The following is a 24,715-nucleotide window of genomic DNA, read 5'->3' as shown; positions in this document are numbered from 1 at the left end:
TACATCAAACAAAGCGGCGGCCGGTCAGCCTCTCCGCGCAAGACGCCTGTCGTGCGCGAGCGCGACGGCGGTGAGCAGGCCGAGCACGCCGCCGACCGCGCAGGTGGCCGGCCAGCCGCCGTGTTGCCAGGCGAACGAGCCGAGCGCCGAGCCGCTTGCGGCGCCGGCGAAATAGCAGGTCATGTACACGGCGTTGAGTCGCGCCCGTGCCTCCGGTGCGAGCCGGAACACGATGTGCTGGTTGCTGATGTGCACGCCCTGCAGTGCCATGTCGATCACGACGAAACCGCCGAGGAACCAGAGCAGGCTGTCCGCGCCCCACAGCAGCGCCGCCCAGCTCGCGATCAGCAGCAGCACCGCGATCGCGCTTGCACGCATCGCGCCCCCACGGTCCGCGACGCGGCCGACGACATTGGCCATCAGCGCGCCGGCCGCGCCGGCCAGTCCGACCAGGCCGATGGACACCTCGTCCATGCCGTGGCCCGGCCCGGCCAGCAACAGCGCCATCGTCGAGAACAGCACGCTGACCGAGGCGAAGGACAGCGCCCCGAGCAGCGCGCGACTGCGCAGACGCGGCAGGCTGCGGAACAGCGTGCCGAGCGATACCAGCGTCTGCAGGTAGGGTCGCGGCGACGGATTGCGCGACTGCGGCAGCACGCGCCACAGCAACAGAGCAACGACGAGCATGGCGAAACCCGCGACCCGGTACACCGTCGACCAGCCACCGAGCGGCGCGAGCAATCCGGCCACGCTGCGCGCCGCGAGGATGCCGGTCAGCAGGCCGCTCATGACGACACCGACCGCCTGCCCCCTTCGCTGCGGTTCGGCCAGCGTCGCCGCCATCGGCACCAGTATCTGTGCCGCCACCGAGAAAAGACCGGCCACCGCGATGCCCGTCGACAGCATCGAAAGAGAATCGGCGAAACCGCTGATGAACTGACCAAGCGCGGCAAGCAGCATCAGCCCCACCGCCAGAGCGCGCCGCTCCAGCATGTCGCCCAGCGGCACGAGCAGCAACAATCCGCAGGCGTAGGCGACCTGTGCGATGGTCACGGTAAATGCCACCGATGCATCGTCCGCCTGCAGGTCGCGCGCGATGGCCGGCAGCAGCGGCTGGTTGAAGTAGTTGCCGCCAGCACACAGGCCGGCAGCAACGGCCATCAGCAGCAGCACCGGCGTCGACAAGGTGTCGCGAGTTGCGGGCTGCGAGGAAGCGTTCGATCGATGCATGGAATCGTGGATCCGGATGGTGAAGTCGTCGGCCGCGCGGCGGTGCAGATCGATGGGCAACTCAATCGTAGATGACGGCCGTCGCTTCGATCTCGAACAGCATGCCGTCGAGCGCCAGCCGCGGCACCGGTATCAGCGTGCATGCCGGCGGCGACGCCGCGTCCCACATCGCCCGCAGGGCCTGCACGAACACGCCCAGCCGGTCCTGCGTGTGATCGACCACCAGCACCGTGAGCTTGACCACGTCGGACGGCGCCGCCTGCGCCGCATCCAGGGCCGCAGCGAGGTTGCGCAGAGCCTGCTCAACCTGCTGCGCGAAGTCGGGCGACAGTTCACCGCGCGCATTCTCGCCGCCCTGCCCCGCTATATATATGTGACGTGCGGGCGCTTCTGCGATCACCACGTGCGAGTAGCCATTGGCAGTCGCGTCGTACAGGCCCTGCGGCTGGATGAAGCGGATGCGTCCGCCGGTCGGCTTGGCGATGGAGGATGAAGACATCGTGTACTCCGTTCGATGAAGGGACGCGTAGCATCCGACCTCAAGCATGGTTGAGGTCAACACCCGGAGATCGAATGTCCGAACTCGGCAAAGGCAACAAGTCCGCCACGGTCAGCCTGTCGGTCGGTGAAGTCGCCGCACGCAGCGGCGTCGCCGTGTCGACACTGCACTTCTATGAAAGCCGCGGCCTCATACAGAGCACGCGCAACGCCGGCAACCAGCGGCGCTATCCGCGTTCGGTGCTGCGCCGCGTCGCGGTAATCAAGGTCGCGCAGCGCATGGGCATTCCGCTGGCCGTGATTGCGGAAGCGCTACAGGCATTGCCCAACCGGCGCACGCCCACGGTTGCCGACTGGCGCCGCCTGTCGGCCCGCTGGCAGCAGGATCTGGACGCACGCATCCACACGCTCACGCAGTTGCGCGACCAGCTCGACGGCTGCATCGGCTGCGGCTGCCTGTCGCTCAAGGCCTGCCCGCTGCGTAACGCGCACGACGCGCTGGCCGGTGAAGGCGCCGGACCGCACTTCGACGAAGGACGCTGAAGGCGAAGTGCCCGATTCCCTCCGGACCCTCGATTCGCGCGCTATGTAACCGGTCGCACCTTTTCGCGTCGGTGCGGGAGTACATCGGGCATGCGCGTTGTCTTACACGGGCACGCATCCGAATCACCGAGACTGATGCAGTGCACTTGCGACGTCCGGCAGCAGCGATGCGCCACGCCGCGCGCACGAACAACTCGGTGCCGCGCAGGACGCGGCCCGCACACCGGAGAGCACACATCATGAAAAAGACACTCATCCTGCTGACTGCCGGCGCCCTCGTCGCCACCGGCTGCGCCAACATGACCGAGACGCAGAAGCGGACCACGATAGGCACCGGCGTCGGTGCGGCCGCCGGCGCGGCGCTGGGCAGCGCGGTCGGCGGCAGCGGCGGCGCCACGCGCAGCGGTGCACTGATCGGTGCCGCGGTCGGCGGCATCGGCACCTATATCTGGTCGCAGAAGATGGAAGAGCAGAAGCGGGCGATGGAACAGGCGACGGCCGGCACCGGCGTCGATGTGGTGCAGACCGCCGACAACCAGCTGAAGCTCGAAATCCCGAGCGACATTTCATTCGACGTCGGCCGCGCCGACATCAAGCCGAACTTCCGCCCCGTGCTCGACCGCTTCGCGCAGACGCTGAACGCCAATCCGACCACCTCGGTGCGCATCATCGGTCACACCGACAGCACCGGCAGCGACGCCGTGAACGATCCGCTGTCGGTCAATCGCGCCGCCAGCGCACGCAACTATCTGGCCGACCGCGGCGTCGCGTCGTCGCGTATCGTGATCGACGGCCGCGGCTCGCACGAACCGCTGGCTGACAACGGCAGCGAAGCCGGCCGTGCCAAGAACCGGCGTGTCGAAATCTTCGTTGGCGAACCGGGCAAGTAAGTCCCGACCGATGAAGGAAGGCCGGGCACCACGCGTTGCCCGGCCCGACGACCACAGAGGTGATCATGTACCCGAATGCCGCACGCCTGCTCCTCGTCCTGTGTGCCCTGCTCGCGCTGTCAGGCTGTGCCGGCCTGACCACGCGCGACCCGGTGCGGGTCAATCTGGTCGGGCTGGAACCGCTGCAGGGTGAAGGATTCGAATTGCGCTTCGCACTGAAGCTGCGGGTGCAGAACCCGAACGACCATCCGATCGACTACGACGGCCTGGCACTGCAGCTCGATGTGAACGACCGGACCTTCGCCACCGGTGTCAGCGACGCGCGCGGCAGCGTGCCGCGTTTTGGCGAGGCGGTGGTGAGCGTGCCGGTCACCGTGTCGGCTCTGTCGGCCTTCCGTCAGGCGCTGGAGCTGGGCAGCGGCGCCGACCTCGACCGCCTGCCCTACACGCTGAGCGGCAAGCTCGGCGGTGGTCCTTTCGGCGTGCAGCGCTTCAGCGAAAGAGGCACGCTCAGCCTTCCGGCGGCAGCTGGCGGAAATCCGTAACGCCGAGCGCGCAGCGAGGTATTCGCGTCAGATCGGCAGGCGCTCGTGAAACGTGATCAGGTTGCCGTCGCCGTCGAGCACGGCGAACTCCCGCGTGCCCCAGGGCGTGTCATGCAGCGGTGCATTGGGATGGACGATGCCCTGCTGCGTACAGTGGGCGAACAGTGCATCCACGCCCTCGACGGCGATGCGGCAGCCGGTCGCTTCGGCGATGCGCCGGTCGCTGCAGGCCCAGAAATGGATATGAATACCGCCCAGCGCCACGATGCCGTAGACGCCCTGGTCTGCATGCACCGCCGTTGCGCCCAGACGCTTCACGTAGAAATCGACGGTCTGCAGGATGTCGAGCGACGCCAGCACCGGCGTCGCCGCAACGAAGCGGATATCGCTCATCGGCGGGTCCGATGCAGCAGCGCCCGATGGAGCAGGCACTGCACGCTCAGCGCTTCTGTCCGAAGTAGAAGCCGATCACCAGCGTGAGCAACGGAGGAACGATCTGCTGGCAGGCTTCGAACAGCTTCTGCGCACGGTCGGCGCTGCCCGCATCGGCCCAGTAGTACATCGCCATCGCGAGCATGAATACCAGCGCCAGCGCGGTCAGCACGACGGAACCGAAGTAGAGGTGACGGCTGTCCTGATCCTTGCCGTTGAGACGCGCGATCAGCGCCATCATGACGATCACGATGAACAATTCGCCTGCCGCAAAAAGCAGAACGTTATCCATGGAGCCTCCGTTGAGCGTGGCCAGGCTGGGCGAGATGACCATGTCCGCTATTGTTGTTGATCGGGTGGCCGGCATCATCACACGGCGACGACATGGATTTCAATCTGCATCTGCACAAGTGCTGCCGGCGCGGCAGCGATCGGCTCAGCGCTCCATCACATAGCCGCCCGGCGCCGGCGCCAGTTCGGGGAAATCCGCGGTGGCCGCCGGACGTGCCTTCACCAGCTTGCCGGCACGCGGCTTGAGCCAGGCCATCCAGTCCTCCCACCAGCTCCCGGGCTGCGCGTCGTTGTGCACCAGCCAGCCATCGGCGCGGTCGGCGCGATGCACCTCGGCCGCGCGGTAGCTGCGCTTGGGCGGCGTCACGACCGGGTTGACGATGCCCAGGATGTGGCCCGAACTGGACAGCACGAAGCGCTTGTCGCCCGCCAGATGTCGATGGATGCGGAAGGCCTGCTGCCACGGCGCGATGTGATCGTCCTCGGCCGCCACCGCATACAGCGGCTGGGCGATGCGGTGCAGGTCGAGCGGCTCGCCAGCCACGGTCAGCGCGTCCGGCTTGATCAGCTTGTTGTGCAGGTAGAGCTCGCGCAGATACCAGCCGTGCATGGCTTGCGGCATGCGCGTAGCGTCCATGTTCCAGTAAAGCACGTCGAAGGGCGGCGGCGTTTCGCCGTACAGCCAGCCATTGACGACGTAGTTCCAGATCAGGCTGTTGGACCGCAGCAGGCGGAAGGAGGCGGCCATTTCCTTGCCGTCGAGATAGCCCTTCTGTGCCATCGCGTCGCACAGCGAACGCACGCTGGATTCGTCGATGAACACCTCGATCTCGCCCGGCGCGCGGAAGTCGATCAGCGTGGTGAGCAAGGTCCAGTCGGCGACCGGCACCTCGTCCGGCTCGAAGCGGCGATTGGCCCACGCCATGTACATCGCCAGCGCGGTGCCACCGATGCAGTAGCCGACCGCGTGCACCTTCGGCGCGCCGGTCAGCGCGCGCGCGGTTTCGACCGCGGCGTGTACGCCTTCGAGCAGGTAGTCGTCGAAGGTGACGTCACGCATCGAGGCATCGGGGTTCTTCCAGCTGGTGATGAACACGTCCAGCCCCTGGTCGAGCAGGTAGCGGATCATGCTTTTCTTCGGCGCCAGATCGAGTACGTAGAACTTGTTGATCCACGGCGTCACGATCACCACCGGTTGCGTATGCACCTTCGCCTGTGTCGGCGTGTAGTGGATCAGTTCCAGCAGGCGGTTGCGCATCACCACCGCACCCGGCGTGGTCGCCAGGTTCTCGCCGACCTTGAAGTCGTCCGGATCGGTCATGCGCACGTCGCCGGCTTTCAGGTCGTCGAGGAAGTTGCGGAAACCGCGCACCAGGCTCTCGCCGTGCGTTTCCATCGCCTTGCGCAGCGCCACCGGATTGGTGAACAGGTAGTTGGTCGGCGCCACCGCGTTGAGCCAGTTGCGCCACCAGAACGCCGCGCGTTCGCGGTCCTTCTCCGACATGCCCGGCGTGTCGTACAGCATGTCCTGGGTGTGACGGGTGAAGGCGAGGTACCACTCCTTCATCAGGTCGAAGGTGGGCAGGTCGGTCCACGCCGGATCGGCGAAGCGCGCATCACCCTCTGTGACCGGAATCGGATCGGTGTCGGGCAGGCCGAGCAGCCGGTTCAGCGTGTGCTGCTGCAGCCGCCACAGATCGGACGACAGGCTGACCAGGCGGTCACTCAGTTCCTTCGGGTGCGCCACCCACGCCAGCTGCGCGTGCAGGATGGGCGCGGTCATGCCGAAGGGGTCGGTCGAGCGCGCAATGCCGTCGAGCAGTTCGTGAAAGGTCTGATGCCACAGTTCGACCGGCCCGGCCGGGGTGGCCCCGTTCTCGGCGTCGTTCTCGTACGGGCTGCGGGAAGTGTGGTTCATGATGCGGGACTCCTGATGACATCGACCTCGGGTCACTGTACGCCGATCGCCTGGTCGAATACCTTGCTGAATGCCTCGAAATTCTCGATGTGCGGCATATGGCCCAGGCCCGGCAGTTCGAACAGCACGGCGCCCGGAATCGACGCCGCCGCCGTCCGGCCCAGCCGGTCGTAGCGCCCCAGTTCGTACTCGACGCCAGGACGCATCCAGTTGCGGCCCGGTCCGGTACGGTCGCGGGTGCCGATGATGAGGCTGACCGGCACCGACAGATCCCCGAACTCTGTCACAACTGGCTGGGTGAAGATCATGTCGTAGGTCAAGGCATTGACCCAGGCGACCTGATCTCGGTCAGGCCCCTGCGTCTGCCCGATCATGAAACGGGTGAGCGCCGCGTAGCGCGTGTTCCACTGACCGTCGTAATAGTTGTCGCGCTGGTACTTGGCGATGCTGTCGGCCGTCTGCTTCCGTTCGATGCCGTAAAAGAAATCGGTGTCCTTGTGCTCGACATACTTCAGGTAGTTCTCCAGCCCGATCGGATTCACCAGCACCAGGCGCTGCACCGCCTGCGGATACATCAGTGCGAAACGGCTGGCCAGCATGCCGCCCATCGAATGGCCTACGACGATGGAGCGCTCGATGCCGAGCGAAGTCATCAGCGCGCGGGTGTGGCGAGCCAGCGCCGGAAAGGAATACTGGTAATGGACCGGTTTGGAGGATTTGCCGAAACCGATCTGGTCCGGAATGAGCACGCCGTAGCCCAGCTTCTGCAGATGGCGCGCCGTGCCCGCCCAGTAATCGGCGTTGAAGTTCTTGCCATGCAGCAAGGTGACCACCGGCTTGCCAGCGTCGCCCGGAAGATGGATGTAAGCCATCTCGAGCGATTGCCCCTGCGACGACAGCGCGAAGAACTTCACGTCGAACGCATAGGCATAGCCGCCGAGCCGAGCGTCGTAAGACAGCGTCGACACGTCTTGGGCGCGGGCCGGGGAAGAAAGCGGCAACAGCGCCGCGAACAAAAAGGCGCACAGTCTGGGCAGGAACACTGGATTCTCCGTATCGGCACACCCCGGTCGACGCGAGGTCGCCGCCGGGGTTCCGGAGCAGTGTAGGCGAGTCGCGTGACGCCGGCGTTCAGCCGCCGCTGAGCGCCTGCACGATGACCAGTTCCCCGTCGGCATCGGCTGCCTGTGCCAGATCGCGCACCTGCTGTCCGTCGACGAAAAAGCGGATGTGCCGGCGTATCCGCCCCTGTTCGTCGATCATGCGGAAGGCGATGCCGGGGTACTGCAGGTCGAGCGCGGCCACCACCTCGGCCAGCGTCGCGCCGTCGGCTTCAGCGTGCGCGCTGTCGGTGTAGGAACGCAGCGCGCTCGGTATCAGCACCTTCATGCGGCTGGCCGCTCAGCCACCTCGACGGCGTAGATGTCGGGCAGATGGCGCGCGATGCAGTGCCAGTGCGCGCCCTCGTCGCTGCTCGCCCACAGTTCGCCGCTGGTGGTGCCGAAATAGAGGCCGACCGAGGGCTGAGTGTCTGCCGTCATCGCCTGCCGCTTCACCGTCCACCAGGCCTGTTCCGCCGGCAGGCCGGCGTCCTGACGCTGCCAGCGCTCACCGCCGTCGCGGGTGACGAAGACCGCGGGCCTGCCGCCCGGACTGGTGCGCGGCCACACCGCGGTGCCGTCCATCGGGAACACCCAGGCGGTGTCAGGATCACGCGGGTGCACCACCATCGGGAAACCGATGTCGCCGACCTCGGCCGGCATGCCGCCACCGATGCGTCGCCAGCGCGTGGCGGGCCGGTCGAGCCGGTAGATGCCGCAGTGATTCTGCTGATAGAGCCGGTCCGGGTTTGCCGGACACAGGCGGATGCAGTGCGGATCGTGAAAGGTGGGCTCCGCCACGTCGAAGCCCTCGACCACCTCCAGACCGTCGATCAGCGGCGCGAAGCTGCGTCCGGCGTCGAAGGATTCATGCACACCGCCACCCGACATCGCCATATACATATGCGCCGGGTCGCGCGGGTCGATGATGATGGAGTGCAGCTTCGGACCGTCGGGCGTGCCGTCCTGCGCCGTGCCCATCCACTTCAGGTACTGCGGGTCGTCATTGATCGACGAACACGGCGCCCACGTATCGCCGCCGTCCTCGGAGCGGAACAGGCCCTGCGGACTGGTGCCGGCGTACCAGACGCCGGGCTGGCTGGCGTGTCCGGGCGTCAGCCAGAAGGTGTGATCGACGCTGCGGCCCGCGCCGCCTTCGACCTTCGCGAAGGCTGGCGGCCGCGCCGCCTCGGTCCAGCTGCCGCCGGAATCGGTCGAGCGGAAGATCGTGGGGCCGAGGTGCCCGGTCTTGGCCGCCGCCAGCAGTGTGCGGCCGTCGCGCGGATCGAGCACCAGGTGGCTGATGATGTGGCCGAGGAAGTGCGGGCCATCGACCCGCCAGGTCCTGCGTTCGGCGTCACCGTGATAGAGCCAGGCGCCCTTGCGGGTAGCGACCAGCAGGGTGACCGCGGATGGGGATGACATGGGTTCTCCTCCTTGTCTCGTCAGGGGCCGGTGCGCAGACAGCGCTGCACGCCGGGACTGTCAGGTCGACGAAGCACACGCCGGCATTTCGACATCGCCGGCCGCCATCGTTGCAGCTTTCGCGCCCCGGTCGCAAGATGACGTCATCGCATCGCCCCGGAGTTCCCATGCGCGTACTGGTCACGAATGCCGACGACGACTTCCGGGTCAAGGCCTACGCCGGCACCAGCGGCGTGCTGCTGGCGATGGACGTCGACGCATCGCGACGCGCCGGCCTGCTCGGCTTTGCGATCGAGCAGAAGGAAGGCACGAAGAAGTGTCAGTGGCTGCTGAACAGCCTCACCTTCCCGGGCCGCGCGCACACGCTGGAAAAATGGGCGGCCACCCCGAGCAATCTGGCACCGATACAGAAGTTCCGCTGGGCCGATTACAGCATCGCGCCCGGCACGCGCTGCCGCTACCGCGTGCATCTGGTGTACGGCAGCGTCGAGCGGCCTGAATTGGGCGAGTCACTGGAACTGGCAGTCACCACCGACGACGGCAAGCCCAGGGGCCACGGTGTGGTGTTCAACCGGGCGGTTGCCGCCAGCCAGGCCTTCGGCCGCAGGTTTCCCGAGCTCGACGCGCTGCTGAGCCGCACGGAGAACAAGGACCTGCCGATCGAGAAATGGCCGGCCGCGCCGCGCGACTGGCTGCAGAACGGTCTGCTCGACCGGCTGCTCGCCTTCATCGCCCGCGCGAAGGACTCGACCTGGGCGCTGGACATCGCGATCTATGAATACGAACTGAAGGCCATCGCCAGCGCCGTGCGGGCTGCGCACCGGCGCGGCGTGCAGGTACGCGTGCTCTACCACGGCAAGGCCGGCGACGAACAGACGGCGCAGAACGAGGCGGCGCTGAAATCGATTCCGAAGGCGAAGAAGCGGGCTCGCCTCACTTCTAAGATCTTTCACCACAAGTACATCGTGCTGAGCAAGCTCAGCCGCAGCGGCGTCCGCACGCCGCGCGCTGTGCTGTGCGGCAGTACCAATTTCACGGAGAACGGCGTGTACCGGCAGGCCAATGTCGTGCATACCGTCGACGACAAGGCGGTGGCGGCCGACTATCTGGCGCTGTTCGAACAGATCTGGGCGACGCCCGGCGACGTCGCCGCCACCCGTGCATGGATCAACGAACACAACCCGGTCGCGCCGACAGGCCGCATCTGGACCGGCTTCTCGCCGCGCTCTGGCGGCGGCGATCTTGCCGCCTTCGCCGACCTGATTAACGGCGCCCGACGCGACCTGCTGTTCGCCACCGCCTTCGCGCTGCCCGAGCCGATACTCGACGCCCTGCTCGGCAAGGCCAACGACCAGGTGCTGCGCTACGGCATCCAGAACAGCGCCAGCCGCATCACCGGCTTCCACGCCGACCGCAGCGCAGAGTTCACCACGCCCGCACTGCTGACAAGCGGACTGGAAGGTTGGGTCAAGGAAGGCCTGCGCGGTCAGCGCGGCAACCTGCTGGTGCACCTGAAAGCCATCGTCACCGACTTCACCACCGATTATCCGGTCATCCTCAGCGGCAGCCACAACCTCAGCGCCTCGGCCAGCAGCGGCAACGACGAGAACGTGCTCGTCATCCGCGGCGACACCGACCTCGCCGACCGCTACGGGCTGGAAGTGCTGCGCTTCTACGAGCACTACCGCTTCCGCTATTACGCGAAGCTGCTGAAGCTGAAGGAGGCGAAACCGCTGTCGCCGGACGACAGCTGGGCGGACGCCTACTACCGCAAGGGCAATCTGAAAATGCTGTCCAGGCTGCGCTTCTCCGGTCGCTGAAGCGCTGCGCTCATGCGCGAGCCGATATCTCCCAGCACACCGCCGTGAAGCGCACCGTTTCGCCGTCTTGGTAGGGCCGGAAAGCTTCGTGCAGCGCCTCGGTCACGCGTGCGCGGGTGTCTGCGTCGGTCTGCCGCAGCGCTACGCCCACCGGGCCGAGCAGCGTGAAATAGCGTTCGAGCTCGGCAGCGGGCAGCGCGCAGTCGACGTCGAGCGGATGGATGTCGATGTCCTGCCAGCCGCTGTGCGCCAGCACCTCGCCAACGAACGTCCGGTCGGCAAAGGCGAACTGGCCCGGCGCGCCCGGGCGACGCGCCGGCAGGCCGGGCAGCAGCGGCGCCGCGGCGCGCTCGGCGGTGGTCATGAAGGCGTTCTCGTCGCTGCCGCGCCAGACGATGGCGTGCAGCGCACCGCCGCTGCTCAGCGCCGCGCGCAGGTGAGCAAACGCATCGACCGGGCGCTCGAAGAACATGACGCCGAAGCGCGACACGATGAGGTCGGCGACGCCGGGCGCGAAAGCATGCCGCGCGGCGTCGGCGCAGACGAAGCGTGCGGCCGAAGCGCTGGCCAGCGCGCGGGCACGGGCCGCGGCGATCATCGGCGCCGACACGTCGACACCGATACAGTGCGCCCCGCTGCCCAGCGCCTCGGCCAGCGCCAGCGTGGTGGCGCCGGTGCCGCAGCCGATGTCGATCACGCTGCGCGCGGAGCGCGTCCGTGCCACCTCGACCAGCCGTTCGGAAAAAGGCGCGAACAGCGCATCGAGCAGCGGCTGCGCCTGCACCCAACCGTCGGCGGCCGGACCTTTCCACAAGGCGATCTGCGCGTCGGCGCACGTATCTGAAGCATCCATCGTCGTCTCCCGTGACTTGCCCGCAACGTGCGGTGTGAGCACTATGCAAATTCAAGTCGACTTGAGGTCAAGCCCATGAGCGATCTGGATATCGCCGAAGTGGCGCAACGCGCCGGCGTCAGCGCGGCGACCCTGCGTTTCTACGAGGAAAAGGGGCTGATACGTTCGATCGGACGGCGCGGTCTGCGCCGCGTATTCGGCAACGACGTGCTGGAGCGGCTGGCGCTGATATCGCTCGGCCGCGCCGCCGGTTTTTCGCTGGACGAGATCGGCCGCATGTTCGCACCGGGCGGCACGCTGGACATCGACCGCCGCCTGCTGGCCGAACGCGCGGACGAACTCGAACGCACGATACGCAGGCTGAGCGCGCTGCGCGACGGCCTCCGTCACGCCGCCGCCTGCCCTGCGCCGAGCCACCTGGAATGTCCGACCTTCCGCCGCATCCTGCGCGCAGCGGAATCGAAGTCGCTGGCGCGACGCCTTCCTTCGCCCCGCAGGTCGCTCTGAACTCAACTCGCAGCGCGCCGCCCGAAGTCGGCCGCGTCGATGCCGAACCAAGCCACACCCGGCGTCTTCTCGACAACGATGCACTCGCCGTCGAGCCGGTAGGTCAGTTGCAGGTGGTGACGCGGGCTGGACAGCACCGCCGGATTGAACACCGCAAAGTTTTCGCCCTCCGGCCGGCGCACCGACTGCACCACCAGACCCGGGTGACCTTCGCGATGAATACGCGCGCCAACCGACTGCGGGAAGCTGTAATCGAGCGGATGCAGCAGATCAGGCCAGTCGGCCGTGAGCGGCCGGAAGTCGAGCAGCGCGGCGGCGCAGCCCACGACATAGACCTTGCGCTCGGCCGCCACCGACTCGCGTTCGAAACCGGCGTCGGCCAGCAGGCCGTTGCGCCAGTGCCAAGCCGACTCATAGACCGTGGTATCGACCGACTCCGAGCCGTACCACACACCGTGGCGACCGTCGGAAAAGCGGCTGGCCTGCCAGTTCTGGAAAGGCCAGGCGATGGCATTGAACCACTCGGCGTCCTCGAACGGACGGTGCAGCACCGGAGTGGGCGAACGGTAGGGCGGCGGCTTGGCGTCGCTCTCCACTTTCTGCGCCAGCGCCCACTCGGCCGGATCGTCGGTGAGATCGTCGAACAGGTCCTGCGAACTGCGCAGCGACACGATGTTGCGGAACACGTCGCGCTGCACCTCGGCCAGCGCAAGGCGGGCGAACAGATCGCCGAGACTCACTGGCCGCGCGCCCGATCCAGGTAGGCGCGCACCATCAGCAACCCGGCAAAGCCCCATTCCTTCACCACCTCGACCGGGGTGAGATTGTCGAACGCACGGTTGCGCGTGCTCATCCAGCGGTAAGCGAGGTCGCGGTTCTGAGGAAACAGCAGGCGGAGGTTCTTGTGTATGCCCAGCAGGTGACCGACGCGCTCATACTGGTCGCGGCTGGTGCCGATCGGCTCGCCGCGCCGGTAGCGCGCCAGCGCCGCCCGGTTGCTGGCGGCGATGCCCAGCAGCGCGGCCTGGTCTTCGGTGCCGAGCTTCCAGTGGTCGAGCAGGGTCATGATCATGCGGGCCAGCGCGCCCCGGTCTTCCGAGGCGCTGATTCCCTTGTCTGCGATGGCGCCCATGGCAGCAGTCCTCCGTGATTCCGAATCAAGCTGAAGCATAGCCCATTTGTTTCGATTCACACGGGGTTTGTTCCCATAGAAACAAACGTTCAGAAGCAGCGCCCGGGCAGCTGCTTCAGCGCAAGGCCTCGGCCATCGCCTCGCCCATGCGCACCGTACGGCCCGGCAGCCAGTCGGCGCGGGCGCGCAGCACGCCCTTCGGGAACAGCATGACGACGGTCGAGCCGAGCAGGAAGCGGCCCATCTCCTCGCCGCGGGTGAGCCGGATGTCCTGATCGTCGTAACGCCACTCGCGCAAGGTGCCGCTGCGCGGCGGATTGATCAGCCCGTGCCACACGGTCTGCATGCTGCCGACCACCATGGCGCCGACCAGTGTCAGCACGAAGGGGCCGAAGTCCGAATCGAACAGGCAGACCACGCGCTCGTTGCGTGCGAACAGGCCGGGCACGCCCGCCACCGTCGCCGGGTTAACCGAGTAGAGACTGCCCGGTACATGGACCATGCGCCGGAGCCGGCCAGCGCAGGGCATGTGGATGCGGTGGTAGTCCTTCGGGCTCAGGTAGATCGAGATCGCCTCGCCGCCGTCGAATCGATCGACCAGCGCCGCATCGCCACCGACCAGGGCACGCGCGCTGTAAGGGTGTCCCTTCACCTGCAGCAAGGTGTCGCCATCGAGCTTCACGCAGTCGATCACAGTGCCGTCGACCGGGCTGACGAAGGGCGAGTCGGCCAGCGGACGGGCACCTTCGCGGAGCGCACGGGTGAAGAAATCGTTGAAGCAGGCATAGTCCGCCGGGTCGGGCCGGGCCGCCTCGCTCATGTCCACGCCGTACTTGCGGATGAACCAGGGAATGATGCCGCGGGTCCAGGGTGCGCGCGAATTCGCCACGAATTCGGCGAAACGCGTCAGTGCCTGCTTGGGCATGCCGTGCTGGGCCAGCACGAAAAGGCGATCACGAAGATCAGGTGACGGCATTGTCGGGTCTCATGTGGGGGCGCCTCCCCGGGCGGATACGCAGGACGGATGGCGACACGGCCGCGAACTGCTCGACAGGAAAGCCCCGATTTTCTGGCCCCGCATATTAATTGAAGCATGGGCCACCGGCATGTGCCGCACCGACCGGTGCCCGAGCCGTCTGCCGGTCAGCCGGTCGCAGAACGGCATCGCCACCGCCGGTCGGACGCGCTATCGAAGCCCATGTCCCGATGCTAGGCTCATAACTTCATCCAACCCGACGCCCAGGCTGGCTCGCCGCAGCGTGCAGCCGCACGGGTGTCATTGAAAGAGGAGCGGAACATGAAGAGAGCCACTTCGGCATTGCTTTGCCTCGGCCTGATCGCCAGTCCCTGCGCATGGTCCGCCAGCGGACAGATCGACAGCTTCGGCGCCAGCCAGACCACGGTGCAGGCCGGCAGCACGGTGGATTTCTTCGTGTCCTTCAGCGTGAACACCTCGTCGCGTAACGACGGCGGGAATGATCCGGTCGAACCGACACCGGTCGAGGGGTACCAGGAATGGATGATGAACTGGTACTGGTACGAGGCTGAAACGGTGACGGCCGTCTATCTGCAGGCCGCCGGCCAGAACTTCAACGACTATCCCTCGGCAGCGCCCGGCAGCGGTTATTCCAACGGCTGGACCTTCTCGCTGCTGTTCCCGACTGCCGGCACCTTCGATATCGCCGTCGGCGGCGGCTGGAGCGCGACCAACTCGACCTCGTCGGGCAGCGAGATCGCATCCCGCACCTGCATGAGCGACGAAGGCGGCGGGCTGAGCTGCTCGTCATGGCAGTACAGCTATCCGCAATACGACGACTTCTCGTCGACCGACGGTTCATTCGATGGCAAGTCGATCACCATCAACGTGACAGCGGTGCCCGAGCCGATGACGGCCGCACTCTGGCTGGCCGGCCTGGGATGCCTGCTGACCGCCAGCCGCCACCGGCGCCCCTGAACCAGCCGGCCTCCTCGCCAGCAGGAGGCATCACACCGGAACACGCGAGGCGCCGGGCGCCGGAGCCTGCACGGGACGGCCGGTAACGGCACGCGCCCGGCACAGGGACGGGCACAATGCGACGACATGGCAACACCTTCGCGCAGGCGCAGTCTGCCTGCAGCAAGGTGTCGGCCGCCCTTGCGTACCCTGTGCAGGCCCCGTCTCCGTCCAGCTTCCATCGCACGCGCATGAGCAAGACCCAGCCCTCCAACCGACTCGCCGCCTCCGCCACCATCCGCGTCCGCGGTGCCCGTGAACACAATCTGAAAGACATCGACGTCGATCTGCCGCGCGATGCGCTGGTGGCGTTTTCCGGTGTATCCGGGTCCGGCAAGTCCTCGCTCGCCTTCGGCACGCTGTATGCCGAGGCGCAGCGGCGCTATCTGGAATCGGTGGCGCCGTATGCACGGCGGCTGATTGATCAGGCTGGCGTACCGGACGTCGACAGCATCGAAGGCCTGCCGCCGGCGGTGGCGCTGCAGCAGCAGCGCGGCACGCCGGGCGCGCGCTCGTCGGTAGGCAGCGTGACCACGCTGTCCAGCCTGCTGCGCCTGCTGTATTCGCGAGCCGGCCGCTATCCCGCGCGCCAGCCCATGCTGCAGGCCGAGGACTTCTCGCCCAACACGCCACAGGGCGCCTGCCCGAACTGCCACGGTCTGGGTCGCGTGTTCGAGGTGAGCGAAGAGACGCTGGTGCTCGACCCGTCGCTGACCATACGTGACGGCGCAGTCAGCGCGTGGCCGCCGGCCTGGCACGGTCAGAATCTGCGCGACATCCTGGTCAGCCTGGGCATCGACATCGACACGCCGTGGGCAAAGCTGCCGCGCAAGGTGCGGGACTGGATCCTGTTCACCGACGAACAGCCGGTGGTACCGGTCTATGCCGGCTTCACCCCGGAGGAAACGCGCGTCGCGCTGCGGCGGAAGATGGAGCCGAGCTATCAGGGCACCTTCACCAGCGCCCGCCGCTACGTGCTACACACCTTCGCCAGCACGCAGAGCACGCTGATGCGCAAACGCGTGTCGCGCTACATGCGGGCCGCCGACTGCCCGATGTGCGCCGGCAAGCGGCTCAAGCCGGAAGCGCTGGCGGTCACCTTCGCCGGGCTGGACATCGGCGCGCTGTCGCGCCAGCCGCTATCCGAGGTGGTGCGCCTGCTCGCACCGGCCGTCGCCGGCGAGGCGGATGCCCGGCAGCCGGAGGAAAAGCGCCTCGCCGCACAGAGGCTGGCAGGCGAAGTGGTCGACCGCATCGAAGTGCTGCTGCGGCTGGGTCTGGGCTATCTGACGCTGGAACGCAGCACGCCCACGCTGTCGCCAGGTGAGCTGCAGCGGCTCAGGCTGGCCACCCAGTTGCGCTCGCAGCTTTTCGGCGTCGTCTATGTGCTGGACGAACCGTCCGCCGGTCTGCATCCGGCCGACGGCGAGGCGCTGTTCGACGCCCTGCTGCAGCTGAAGCAGGCGGGCAACAGCGTGTTCGTGGTCGAGCACGACCTCGACATGATCCGCCGCGCCGACTGGGTGGTCGATGTCGGCCCGGGCGCAGGCACCGAGGGCGGAGACATCGTCTACAGCGGCCCGCCCGCCGGTCTGACCGCGGTAAAGTCGTCGGCGACCGCGCGCTTCCTGAAGTCCGACCAGCCGCCGGCGCGCACACCGCGAACGCCATCAGGCTGGCTGTCGCTGCACGACGTGAGCCGCAACAACCTGGACCGGCTGGACGCGCGCATCCCGCTCGGCGTGCTGTGTGCGGTGACCGGCCTGTCCGGCTCCGGCAAGTCCAGCCTGATCAGCCAGGCCCTGGTCGAACTGGTGGCGGAGCACCTGGGCCACGTGGTCGAGGCCGAGCCCGAGCACGACGACGGCGAGCAGCCGCCGGTCGACACCGCGCCGACCGAAGGCCGGCTGGGCGAAGGCGCGGACGCGATCCGCCGGCTGGTGCGCATCGACCAGAAGCCGATCGGCCGCACGCCGCGCTCCAACCTCGCCACCTACACCGGCCTGTTCGACGAGGTGCGCAAGCTGTTCGCACAGACACCCGCCGCCCGCAAGCGTGGCTTCGACGCCGGACGCTTCTCGTTCAACGTGGCCAGGGGTCGCTGCCCGACCTGCGAGGGCGAAGGCTTCGTCAGCGTCGAACTGCTGTTCATGCCCGGCGTGTACGCGCCCTGCGCCGAATGCCAAGGCACCCGCTACAACCCGTCCACGCTGGCCGTGACCTGGCAGGGGCGCAACATCGCCGAGGTGCTGGACCTCACCGTGGACCAGGCCTGCGAGGTGTTCGCCAGCGAGCCGAGGGTACTCGCCCCGCTAATGCTGCTGAGCCGGCTCGGCCTGGGCTACCTTCGGCTGGGCCAGCCGGCGACCGAACTGTCGGGCGGCGAGGCGCAGCGCATCAAGCTCGCCACCGAACTGCAGCGCAGCGGACGAGGCGGCACGCTGTACGTACTGGACGAGCCGACCACCGGCCTGCATCCAGCCGACGTCGAACGCCTGCTCGCCCAGCTCGAAGTGCTGGTCGATGGCGGCAACAGCGTGGTGCTGGTCGAGCACGACATGCGACTGGTGGCGCGGGCTGACTGGGTGATCGACATGGGCCCGGGCGCTGGCGCCGAGGGTGGGCGCATCGTCGCCGAGGGGCGGCCGGCCGACGTGGCGCGAGCGAAAGGCAGCCGCACCGCGCCCTATCTGCGGCGGGCGCTGGAAGGCGGGCGCGGAAAAGAGTGAGAGGTCCGGTCGGACCTCTGCGTCAGGCGTAGGTGTCGATGATGTTCTGACTGGAGGGCGCCGGCTGCGGTGTCGGCAGCGCCTGCAGTAGCTGTGCGGCGTTCGACGCCTGGATGTCCAGCGCCTTTCGGAGCACCAGAGTGCCGGCAGCGTCGGCCACCTTCTGTTGCGACATCGAGGTGGCGGCGCTGGCGATTGCGGAAACGTCCATGTGATCTCTCCTGCGCCGACGACCGGCGCGCTGACAGTCTTAACGACGCGCAGCGCGCCGGCTTGAACGCGGACCGATCACTGCCGCTCGCATCACGCCGCGGCGTCAGCATCCGCCACGATCATGCCCGCGGCCACCGTGTTGTAGGTGCTGTCGTCGATGACGACGAAAGCGCCGGTCGAGCGGTTCAGCACATAGGGATCGGCGAACACCGGATGCGCCAGCTTGAAGCGCACGCGGGCGATGTCGTTCATCACAAGCCGTTCGGCGGGCATACGGTCCAGCGTGTTCACGTCAAGCCGGTGATCGATGGCCACCAGCTTCGCCCTGACCTCGCGCGTCGTGTGGCGGATCAGATAGGTGCGGGCGCGGTCCATCGGCAGATCCGACAGCCAGCAGAGGTCGGCAGTAATCTGGCGCAGCACCTGCGGCGCTTGCTCGGGCGCCACGATCATGTCGCCGCGCGACACGTCGATGTCGTCGTCGAGCAAAAGCGCGACCGACTGTTCGGCGCCGGCGTGCGCAAGCGCTTCGCCGCCGATCTCGATGGCCTTGACCCGCGTGCGCAGGCCGGAAGGCAGCACGCTGACCGCGTCACCGACCGCGATGCGGCCGGCCTCGACCCGACCCATGAAGCCGCGATAGTCGTGCAGCGCGGGATTCGCCGCGTCCTGCGGCCGACACACCCACTGCACCGGAAAGCGGAACGGGTGCGCGTGCGGCGCCGCCGCTGACGGCGCGCTTTCCAGCATCTCCATCAACGTGGGCCCGTCGTACCAGTGAAGGTGCTCGCCACGGTCGACCACCATGTCGCCGCGCAGGGCGGACATCGGCACGAAGCGCGCCGGCCCGATGCCGGCGCCGGCCGCGAAGGCGAGGAAGTCGTCGCGGATGCGCTCGAACACCGGCTGCGCGAAATCGACCAGATCCATCTTGTTCACCGCCACCAACAGCTGCGGAATGCCGAGCAGCGCCGCCAGCTGTGCATGGCGACGGGTCTGCGTCAGCACGCCGCGGCGCGCGTCGATCAGGATGATGGCCAGATCGGCGGTCGAGGCCGCGGTGACCATGTTGCGCGTGTACTGCTCGTGTCCCGGCGCGTCAGCGATGATGAACTTGCGCCGACCCGACGAGAAATAGCGGTAGGCCACATCGATGGTGATGCCCTGCTCCCGCTCGGCCTGCAGGCCGTCGGTCAGCAGCGACAGGTCGATCGCTTCCATGCCGCGTCGTGCCGACGTGCGCTCAATCGCCTGCAGCGTGTCGGCGAGGATGGCCCGGCTGTCGTGCAGCAGGCGACCGATCAGCGTGCTCTTGCCATCGTCGACGCTGCCACAGGTCAGGAAACGCAGCAGGCCCTTGTCTTCAGAAGTATTCATATGCGGTCCTCGATGCCGGGTCGCAGTGCGACCGGTGCTCAGAAATAGCCTTCACGCTTGCGCTGTTCCATCGACGCATCGCCGGTCTGGTCGTCCAGTCGGGTCGCGCCCCGTTCGGTCAGGGCGGTACTCGCGGTCTCGATCACGATGCGCGCGACGGTGTCGGCATCCGACTCGACCGGCGCCGTGCAGGAGATGTCGCCGACGGTGCGGAAACGCACCCGCCGCACGACGATCTGCTCGCCCGGCCGCGGCGGGCTGGTCAGTTCGCCGCTGGCCAGCGGCACGTTCACCGGCACCGGCAGGCCGTTGCGCAGCACCACCTCGCGCTCGTGTGCGAAATAGATGCTCGGCAAGGCCAGCCGCTCGCGCTCGATGTACTGCCAGACGTCGAGTTCGGTCCAGTTCGAGATCGGGAAGGCGCGCACGTGTTCGCCCACGTGGGTGCGGGCGTTGTAGAGGTTCCACAGTTCCGGCCGCTGGTTCTTCGGGTCCCACTGACCGAACTCGTCGCGGAAACTCATGATGCGTTCCTTGGCGCGCGCCTTTTCCTCGTCGCGCCGCGCGCCGCCGATGCAGCCATCGAAGCCGAATTCCTCGATCGCTTCGAGCAGCGTGACCGACTGGTGCCGGTTGCGCGATTCGTCGGCGTGCTTGAGTACGACCGAACCGCGACGGATCGAATCCTCGACCGAGCGCACGATGAGCCGTTCGCCCAGTTCGGCGGCGCGACGGTCGCGAAACTCGATCACCTCGCGGTAGTTGTGGCCGGTATCGATGTGCAGCAGCGGGAAGGGAAAGCGTCCGGGCCGGAAGGCCTTCTCGGCGATGCGCAGCAGGCAGACCGAATCCTTGCCGCCGGAGAACAGCAGCGCCGGGCGGGCGCACTGGCCCGCCACCTCCCGCATGATGTGGATAGCTTCGGCCTCAAGCCAGTCCAGATGCGACAGCCGGGCGTCTTCGCGGAGCGTGGGCAGGGGTGCATTCATGACAGGAACCTCACTGGACGGAAACGGCGGACGGTGCGGACGCCGCGCCGCACGAGATGAAGGGGAGCGAGAGCCACTGACCGTCTGCGTAGCGCAGCATCCGGTCGCCGTCGAAGCGCCACAGATGCAGCCAGCCGTTGTCGACCAGTTGGCGCACCACGGCATGCTTGTCGAGCACGCGTTCGATGGCCGCCGCCGGCGCGTCGATCGCGACGGTCAGGCGCACCGGCTCGTGCACCCAGCGCTCGCCGTCGTGCAGTGACTGCCGCGACAGGCCGATGCGCAGATCGCCACCGTTGCCTTCGAACACGCCAATGCGCCCGCCGACGACGTTGTGCAGCAGCTTGTTGCCGCTGCCGAAGTGCGCGGGCGCGCAGGTCGAGGCGTGGTACTGCCAGTTGATCCAGTGCGTCACCAGCATCGGCGCCGTCATCAGCAGTTCGAGCAGACTGCCGTCGGCATCGCGCGCGCTGTCGTAGTCGTGCAGGAAGGTGCGCCCGCCAAGCACGGTCGCTTCACTGCGCGCACGCGGCGCAATGATGAAGGCGGCATTGCCGGCCAAGCCCCACTCCGGCCGCGTCTGCGCGCCATCGTTGGCACGGCGGCGCAAGCGCTCGAGCAGCTCGCCGTGACCGGCACGCGGATCCAGGCCAAGGCTGGCAGCACGCTCGCGCCTGACCTGGTCGCCGGCCTGAGCGAACACCGGCGCCAGATGTTCCCAGCGCATGCGGGCGTCGGCCGGCAGCAGGTCGAGATCGAAACCTTCTATCTCGTCGGTCGTCGTGTTGTGCAGCCCGGCGACGAAAGCCGTGTGCGCCGGAATGTTGATACCGCGCTGCGCCAGTGCCGCACGCAAACCGGCGTCATTGAGCAGGCGTGCCAGCGCACGGGCATTCACCTCGCCGGTCTGGCCGCAGCAGGCACCGCAATCGAGCGCCGCAGCGTGCGCGTTGTTGGCGCTCTGGCTGCCGTGACCGATCAGCAGCACCAGCGGCGCAAGTTCTCGCTGCAGTCCCATCGCCCGCAGCACGCGCTCGGCCAGCACTACCCGTGCGTCGGGGTCCAACCCGTCCAGGGTCGGACGGCACAGTCCGCGATAGCGCGACGGCAGACCGTCGAGGTCGTCGCGAAGACGTGCCTCGCGCGACGGATGCAGCCAGCGCGCCAGCTTGCCGACGTAGCCGACGCCGGCCGCCTCGACAAAGGAGAAAGCCGCGCCTGGCCAACGACTCGCCGAGCGCCAGGAGCGCCGACCGGCGAACTGACGCTGCCGCGCCGTGGCCGCCTCGACATCGAGCGGATCGCCGTCACTGCCCGTGTCGATGCGGTCTGTCACCTCGATCACCGGGGCCAGCAGACCGGGCAGTTGCGGACGGCGGGCGGCGGTGGCAAACGGCGTGTAGGCGATGGGCAGACCGAAGAAGCCGGCAAAGCCCAGCGTGCGGATACCGGGCCATGCCGCTTCGAGCGCCCGGCGCATCGGCTCGCTGCGCACGTCGATGCAGAAGGCTGCCTGGACTTCAGGCACCGTCATCGGTGCAGCCAGCGCTTGCGGACTGCTGGCGCTGGCCAGCCGCTGTGCCAGATCGCGCTGGTAGGCGGCGTCGAGCGCCGATTGCCATATTTCATCGATGCGCAGCATGTCCTCGGCGCGGGCGAGTGTCGCCGGCGCTTCGGCCCAGGCGGCCTGCACCGCGACAAAGGAGCGCTCGGCCGACTTGTCGCAGCGGCCTTCGAGCAGCAGCGCCCCCCAGGCCAGCCGGATGGCCAGCAGATCGCGCAGGTGCGGGTCCGCACCGCCGCGCTGCGCGGCTTCCCAACCGAGATAGGCACACCACGATGCCCAGCCGTTCACCGTCAGCAGCACCGCTTCGAGGTAGTCGGCCCAGACCTGCTCCGGCAGCCCCAGACGCTGCAGCACCCAGCGCTCGGCCTCGACGCGGTCAACCGGCAGCGCGTGCAGCCGCCGACTCAGATCGGGCAGACCCATCAGCACGCCGATGCCGTGGTCGTGGCTCAGCGTGTCGCGCCAGAATTCATACAGCCCACCGCTGCGCTCCGGCTGCCAGTCGGCCTGATGCTCGTCGAAATAGGCGGCGCAGGTCTGGCTGACCTGATGGGTGATGGCCTGCCGCCAGGACAGTCGCTGATGGCGAGCCGGGTCGTCGTCGAGCACGTCGATCAGCAGCGGCAAGCGCGGCAGTTCGGGCGCCTGATCAAGCGCGGCGACGCAGGCGACTGGATCCAGTCCGGCCGTCGTGCCCAGCGGTAGAGAGGTCAGCGCAGCCGCTAGGTCGGCGTCGGTGATGCGACCGCTGCGCCGGGCCTGCCGGAAAAGCTCGCGCGACGGGAATACCGGGATACCGGCCAGCACCGCCATTCGTGCCGCGACCGTGCGAACGCTGTGGCCGATGCGCGACCAGTGCGGATTGACGGCGATCGCCCGGTCCAGCGGCCAGGCTGGCGCGATCGCCGCACAGGCGGCGGAACAGGCGGCATCGATACGGCGCTGCAGCAGGCCGTCATGCGGCGCATCGATCGGTGCGACGAGGTCGCAGGGCGGCTGCCTGCGGACGGCTTCGGGGGCAGAGGTCTGCATGATCTTCTCCAGGCGATCGAATCAGGGCTGTGCGGAGGCCAGGCCGGCGTCGCCGGTGCGTGGTGCGGCGACCGGCGGAATCCAGCGGGTCGGCCACAGCGTCAGCGCGAGGCGGGTGTAGAACTCATCGACGTAGAAGCCGGCATAGCTCAGGCGTCGCCACGCGGACAGCCACTGCGGCCGGGTCTGCAGCACCACCATCCAGCCATACAGCAGCGTCATGCCGGCCAGCGTGACGAGGCCGGCGACCTCGTCGGGCCGGTCGTTCAGTCCGAGTGGCAGGCGATGCGCGATACCAGCGGCCAGCGTCAATCCGGCCACGGCGACAAGGCCGGTGACGCCCTGCCAGAGCGCAGCACGCGTGCGCTCGGTGGCAGCCGGCAACCACAGCAGCGGCGCCCAGGCCAGTGCCAGCACCAGCGTCCACCATTGCGGCCAGTGCGCACCCACGAGCCACGCTGTCGCCAGTACGGCCGCACCAGTGACGAGCGGCGCCAGCAGCAGGCTGGGCAACGCGGCACGCTGTTCGCCCAGCATCATGCGCAGCCGCGTATCCCGAACCACGCCGGAGGCGGCGAGAAAGGCGTGCGCCTTGTAGAGCGAGTGGCCGATCAGGTGCAGCGCTGCGAACATGTACAGGCCGAGGCCGCACTCGAGCACCATGAAACCCATCTGCGCCACGGTGGACCAGGCCAGCCTCACCTTGATGCTCACCCGCGTCAGCATGACCATGCCGGCCAGCAGTGCGGTGGCCAGACCGGCGATCACCAGCAGCCAGCGGGCGGCCGGTACCGCGTCGAGCAGCGGCGAGAAGCGGATCAGCACGACGCCGCCCAGATTGACGACGCCGGCGTGCAGCAGGGCCGACACCGGGGTCGGCGCCTCCATCACCTGGATGATCCAGCCGTGCGCCGGCAGCAGAGCGGTGCGCAGGATGACGGCGATGGCGACGCACAGCGCGCTCGCCTGCAGCGCCGGAGACGCGCCGTGCGCGTCCAGGTGACGCCACAGTTCCGACAGCGAACCGCTGCCCACCTCGTTCCAGGCCAGCGCCGCGCCGGCGATCAGCAGGACATCGGCGAGGCGGTCTGCGAGATTCTTCTTGTGCGCCGCCAGCAGCGCGAACGGGCGGTCACCGTAGAAGCACAGCAGTCGCTGCAGCGCGATGCCGACCAGCGCCCAGGCAGCGATCAGCAGAACCCAGTGATCGGCGATCAGCATCAGATGCACCGCGACCAGTACGCCCGACAACGCCGCCACGTAGCGGCGCTGCCCGACCTCGCCCTGCAGATAGCGCGACGAGAACACGCCGATGACGGTACCCACCGCCTGCACCAGGATGGCCATCGCCGCGGTAAAGGGGCCGAGCGCGATCCAGCCGTCGAGGCGCGGTCCGGGCAGACCGGCCGCCAGCCATAGCAGCAGCGGCGTCGCCAGCGACGCGAGCAGCGCAACCACGGACAGTTGCGTGAAGCGGCGCCACAAGCGCGCATCCTCGTGACCAAGCAGACGGCTCAGCAATAGCGGCAGGGACATCAGCAGGGCGGGCAGCAGCGCGCCGGCCCCCGATTTCAGACTGAATGGATCCATTCCACATCTCCTCGATAGCACTGGCATCGATGATGTGGCGC

24 protein-coding genes are annotated in these 24,715 nt (G+C 67.8%); 7 read left to right on the top strand and 17 right to left on the bottom strand.

Annotated elements, in window-relative coordinates; translation table 11 throughout:
- Positions 1-24 precede the first annotated feature (24 nt).
- Together AC51BJ_RS17870 and AC51BJ_RS17865 are read right to left on the bottom strand one after the other, a co-directional pair.
- Entirely contained in the window at positions 25-1,230 is a 1,206-nt protein-coding gene (locus tag AC51BJ_RS17870; protein WP_496281125.1) for an MFS transporter, read from the bottom strand.
- 61 nt (positions 1,231-1,291) lie between these two features.
- Positions 1,292-1,729, bottom strand: coding sequence for a RidA family protein (locus AC51BJ_RS17865; RefSeq protein WP_419544139.1), 438 nt, complete (start codon positions 1,727-1,729; stop codon positions 1,292-1,294).
- Positions 1,730-1,803: 74 nt separating this feature from the next.
- Between AC51BJ_RS17865 and soxR the strand changes: the two genes are divergently transcribed.
- The 3 genes from soxR (at position 1,804) to AC51BJ_RS17850 (ending at position 3,706) form a co-directional block, all read left to right on the top strand.
- On the top strand, positions 1,804-2,271 hold the full coding sequence (gene soxR / locus AC51BJ_RS17860) for a redox-sensitive transcriptional activator SoxR (RefSeq protein ID WP_496281124.1): 468 nt from the start codon (positions 1,804-1,806) through the stop codon (positions 2,269-2,271).
- 239 nt (positions 2,272-2,510) lie between these two features.
- On the top strand, positions 2,511-3,161 hold the full coding sequence (locus AC51BJ_RS17855) for a YiaD family glycine zipper/OmpA-like lipoprotein (protein WP_019917368.1): 651 nt from the start codon (positions 2,511-2,513) through the stop codon (positions 3,159-3,161).
- Positions 3,162-3,226: 65 nt separating this feature from the next.
- The gene (locus AC51BJ_RS17850) at positions 3,227-3,706 is read left to right on the top strand and encodes an LEA/WHy family protein (RefSeq protein WP_496281123.1); all 480 of its coding nucleotides are present in this window, start codon (positions 3,227-3,229) and stop codon (positions 3,704-3,706) included.
- A gap of 27 nt (positions 3,707-3,733) precedes the next feature.
- Here the strand turns inward: AC51BJ_RS17850 and AC51BJ_RS17845 are convergent, their stop codons facing one another.
- The 6 genes from AC51BJ_RS17845 to AC51BJ_RS17820 form a co-directional block, all read right to left on the bottom strand.
- Positions 3,734-4,099, bottom strand: a complete 366-nt coding sequence (locus AC51BJ_RS17845; RefSeq protein WP_430434684.1) for a bleomycin resistance protein — start codon at positions 4,097-4,099, stop codon at positions 3,734-3,736.
- Positions 4,100-4,145: 46 nt separating this feature from the next.
- Entirely contained in the window at positions 4,146-4,430 is a 285-nt protein-coding gene (locus AC51BJ_RS17840; protein ID WP_304002237.1) for a hypothetical protein, read from the bottom strand.
- Positions 4,431-4,574: 144 nt separating this feature from the next.
- The gene (locus tag AC51BJ_RS17835) at positions 4,575-6,347 is read right to left on the bottom strand and encodes a PHA/PHB synthase family protein (RefSeq protein ID WP_496281122.1); all 1,773 of its coding nucleotides are present in this window, start codon (positions 6,345-6,347) and stop codon (positions 4,575-4,577) included.
- A gap of 32 nt (positions 6,348-6,379) precedes the next feature.
- On the bottom strand, positions 6,380-7,315 hold the full coding sequence (locus AC51BJ_RS17830; RefSeq protein WP_496281121.1) for an alpha/beta fold hydrolase: 936 nt from the start codon (positions 7,313-7,315) through the stop codon (positions 6,380-6,382).
- Positions 7,316-7,478: 163 nt separating this feature from the next.
- Positions 7,479-7,736 carry a MoaD/ThiS family protein gene (locus tag AC51BJ_RS17825; RefSeq protein WP_341928682.1) on the bottom strand — a complete coding sequence of 86 codons (258 nt, stop codon included), beginning with the start codon at positions 7,734-7,736 and terminating at the stop codon, positions 7,479-7,481.
- Positions 7,733-8,872, bottom strand: a complete 1,140-nt coding sequence (locus AC51BJ_RS17820; protein ID WP_496281120.1) for a WD40/YVTN/BNR-like repeat-containing protein — start codon at positions 8,870-8,872, stop codon at positions 7,733-7,735. Before AC51BJ_RS17820 ends, AC51BJ_RS17825 begins: the two co-directional genes overlap by 4 nt.
- 167 nt (positions 8,873-9,039) lie before the next feature.
- Here AC51BJ_RS17820 and AC51BJ_RS17815 point away from each other — a divergent pair, with 167 nt between their 5' ends.
- A complete protein-coding gene (locus AC51BJ_RS17815; protein ID WP_496281119.1) occupies positions 9,040-10,692 on the top strand; it encodes a phospholipase D-like domain-containing protein in 1,653 nt (550 codons plus the stop codon).
- 10 nt (positions 10,693-10,702) lie between these two features.
- On the opposite strand, the gene AC51BJ_RS17810 is transcribed toward AC51BJ_RS17815, so the two are convergent.
- The gene (locus AC51BJ_RS17810; protein WP_496281118.1) at positions 10,703-11,545 is read right to left on the bottom strand and encodes a class I SAM-dependent methyltransferase; all 843 of its coding nucleotides are present in this window, start codon (positions 11,543-11,545) and stop codon (positions 10,703-10,705) included.
- Between the two features lie 75 nt (positions 11,546-11,620).
- Here AC51BJ_RS17810 and AC51BJ_RS17805 point away from each other — a divergent pair, with 75 nt between their 5' ends.
- Complete coding sequence (locus AC51BJ_RS17805; RefSeq protein WP_496281117.1) at positions 11,621-12,052, top strand: helix-turn-helix domain-containing protein; 432 nt, start codon at positions 11,621-11,623, stop codon at positions 12,050-12,052.
- A gap of 2 nt (positions 12,053-12,054) precedes the next feature.
- Here AC51BJ_RS17805 and AC51BJ_RS17800 read toward each other — a convergent pair whose 3' ends face one another.
- From AC51BJ_RS17800 to asd, 3 genes are all read right to left on the bottom strand, one after another.
- Entirely contained in the window at positions 12,055-12,792 is a 738-nt protein-coding gene (locus AC51BJ_RS17800; RefSeq protein WP_496281116.1) for an RES family NAD+ phosphorylase, read from the bottom strand.
- Positions 12,789-13,184 carry an MbcA/ParS/Xre antitoxin family protein gene (locus tag AC51BJ_RS17795; RefSeq protein ID WP_020165410.1) on the bottom strand — a complete coding sequence of 132 codons (396 nt, stop codon included), beginning with the start codon at positions 13,182-13,184 and terminating at the stop codon, positions 12,789-12,791. Before AC51BJ_RS17795 ends, AC51BJ_RS17800 begins: the two co-directional genes overlap by 4 nt.
- Before the next feature lie 115 nt (positions 13,185-13,299).
- The gene (gene asd / locus AC51BJ_RS17790; RefSeq protein ID WP_496281115.1) at positions 13,300-14,160 is read right to left on the bottom strand and encodes an archaetidylserine decarboxylase; all 861 of its coding nucleotides are present in this window, start codon (positions 14,158-14,160) and stop codon (positions 13,300-13,302) included.
- A 321-nt stretch (positions 14,161-14,481) separates the two neighbouring features.
- Here asd and AC51BJ_RS17785 point away from each other — a divergent pair, with 321 nt between their 5' ends.
- On the top strand, positions 14,482-15,138 hold the full coding sequence (locus tag AC51BJ_RS17785) for a PEP-CTERM sorting domain-containing protein (RefSeq protein ID WP_496281114.1): 657 nt from the start codon (positions 14,482-14,484) through the stop codon (positions 15,136-15,138).
- Between the two features lie 230 nt (positions 15,139-15,368).
- Positions 15,369-17,906: an excinuclease ABC subunit UvrA gene (locus AC51BJ_RS17780; protein WP_496281113.1), complete on the top strand. Its 2,538-nt coding sequence runs from the start codon at positions 15,369-15,371 to the stop codon at positions 17,904-17,906.
- A 22-nt stretch (positions 17,907-17,928) separates the two neighbouring features.
- On the opposite strand, the gene AC51BJ_RS17775 is transcribed toward AC51BJ_RS17780, so the two are convergent.
- The 5 genes from AC51BJ_RS17775 to AC51BJ_RS17755 form a co-directional block, all read right to left on the bottom strand.
- Complete coding sequence (locus tag AC51BJ_RS17775) at positions 17,929-18,117, bottom strand: YjfB family protein (protein WP_019917350.1); 189 nt, start codon at positions 18,115-18,117, stop codon at positions 17,929-17,931.
- A 92-nt stretch (positions 18,118-18,209) separates the two neighbouring features.
- Positions 18,210-19,496 (bottom strand): sulfate adenylyltransferase subunit 1, encoded by a 1,287-nt coding sequence (locus AC51BJ_RS17770; RefSeq protein ID WP_496281112.1) that lies wholly within the window; start codon positions 19,494-19,496, stop codon positions 18,210-18,212.
- A gap of 38 nt (positions 19,497-19,534) precedes the next feature.
- Positions 19,535-20,485: a sulfate adenylyltransferase subunit CysD gene (cysD, locus tag AC51BJ_RS17765; protein WP_496281111.1), complete on the bottom strand. Its 951-nt coding sequence runs from the start codon at positions 20,483-20,485 to the stop codon at positions 19,535-19,537.
- Between the two features lie 10 nt (positions 20,486-20,495).
- Positions 20,496-23,084 carry a YbcC family protein gene (locus AC51BJ_RS17760; RefSeq protein WP_496281110.1) on the bottom strand — a complete coding sequence of 863 codons (2,589 nt, stop codon included), beginning with the start codon at positions 23,082-23,084 and terminating at the stop codon, positions 20,496-20,498.
- A 21-nt stretch (positions 23,085-23,105) separates the two neighbouring features.
- Positions 23,106-24,674: an NADH-quinone oxidoreductase subunit L gene (locus AC51BJ_RS17755; RefSeq protein ID WP_430434697.1), complete on the bottom strand. Its 1,569-nt coding sequence runs from the start codon at positions 24,672-24,674 to the stop codon at positions 23,106-23,108.
- Between the last annotated feature and the right edge of the window lie 41 nt (positions 24,675-24,715).

It is taken from the genome of Methyloversatilis sp. S146-33 (assembly GCF_059552495.1).
Note: the sequence above shows the minus strand (reverse complement) of the source record. Positions and strands in the feature narration are given on the sequence as shown.